Here is a 1,211-nt window from a genome sequence, read left to right as displayed (position 1 = left end):
GTCACCTCGAGGGTGTCCCGGTCGGAGCGGCCGACGGCGTAGTCGGCAATGAGCACCCGGTTGTAGGCGTCGGCCGACTCCGCTCCGACCACGGTCAGGGTGGCGAGGCCGGCCCGCACGACCGGGAGCAGCTCCTCGACGAGGCGGGCCCCGACCGGGCCGTAGCCGACGAGGACGATCCGGCTCGGCGCCGGGGAAGCGGGAACGGCAACGGGAACGGCAGCGGGCGCGCTCCCGACGGGTGCTGCGGGGATCGGCTCAGGCATGGGCATCCGTTCGAATCGACGGGACGGAAACGGGACCGGCAGGCCCGGACCCCGGTGTCCGCACGAGCGCGCGCACCCGCACGGTCGTGCGCTTGAATTCCGGCATGCCCGAGACGGGGTCGGTGACCCCGAGGGTGAGCAGGTTCGCGCGCTGGGCACCGGGGAAATGGAACGGCAGGAACACGGTGTCCGTGCGGATGCCGCCGGTCACCTCGGCGACACAGGTCACGGTTCCCTGCATGTTGCCGACCTCGACCTCGCCACCGTCGACGAGACCGAGTCGGGCCGCGGTCGCCGGGTGCACCTGGAGCCTGGCCTGAGGCTGGGCCTGGTGCAGCTCGGGGACCCGGCGGGTCTGGGCCCCCGACTGGTAGTGCTCGAGGAGCCGGCCGGTGATGAGCGTGACCGTACCGTCCCGTTGGGCCGGCGCATCCGTCACCCTCGCGTGCACGGCGACGATGCGCGCGCGGCCGTCTGCGTGCGCAAAACGGTCGAGGAAGAGCCGCGGGGTTCCGGTCGACCCGACCGGGTACGGCCAGTATGCGGCCTCCCCCGTGTCGAGCAGCCCGTAGCTCAGTCCGGAATAGTCGGCCAGGCCGCCCGCGCTCGCGAGGCAGAGCTCGTCGAACACCTCGGCCGGGTCGGCGCTGAAGGTGCCGGCGGAGCCGAGCCGGCGCGCGAGTTCCTGGAAGATCCAGAGTTCGCTCCGCACCCCGTCCGGCGCGCCGATCGCGGTACGGCGGCGGATGACCCTGCCCTCGAGCGAGGTCATCGTGCCGTCCTCCTCCGCCCACTGGGTGACCGGCAGCACGACGTCGGCGAAGCGCGCGGTCTCGGAGAAGAAGAAGTCGCAGACCACGAGGAAATCGAGAGCCTCGAGGCCGGCACGCACCCGGTTGGAGTCCGGGGCGGACACGACGACGTTCGAGCCGTGCACGAGCAGGC

1 protein-coding gene and 1 pseudogene are annotated in these 1,211 nt (G+C 72.3%); both read right to left on the bottom strand.

The window, feature by feature from the left end; translation table 11 throughout:
• Positions 1-266 (bottom strand): annotated as a pseudogene (locus QN345_RS19280) (hypothetical protein); the annotation flags it as partial.
• Positions 259-1,211, bottom strand: a 953-nt coding sequence (locus QN345_RS19275; protein ID WP_323509143.1) for a molybdopterin oxidoreductase family protein, incomplete at its 5' end; no start/stop codon positions are given. The gene QN345_RS19275 and the pseudogene QN345_RS19280, both read right to left, overlap by 8 nt.

The organism is Cryobacterium sp. 10I1, from assembly GCF_035019805.1.
GTDB classification, from domain to species: Bacteria; Actinomycetota; Actinomycetes; order Actinomycetales; family Microbacteriaceae; genus Cryobacterium; species Cryobacterium glucosi.
Note: the sequence above shows the minus strand (reverse complement) of the source record. Positions and strands in the feature narration are given on the sequence as shown.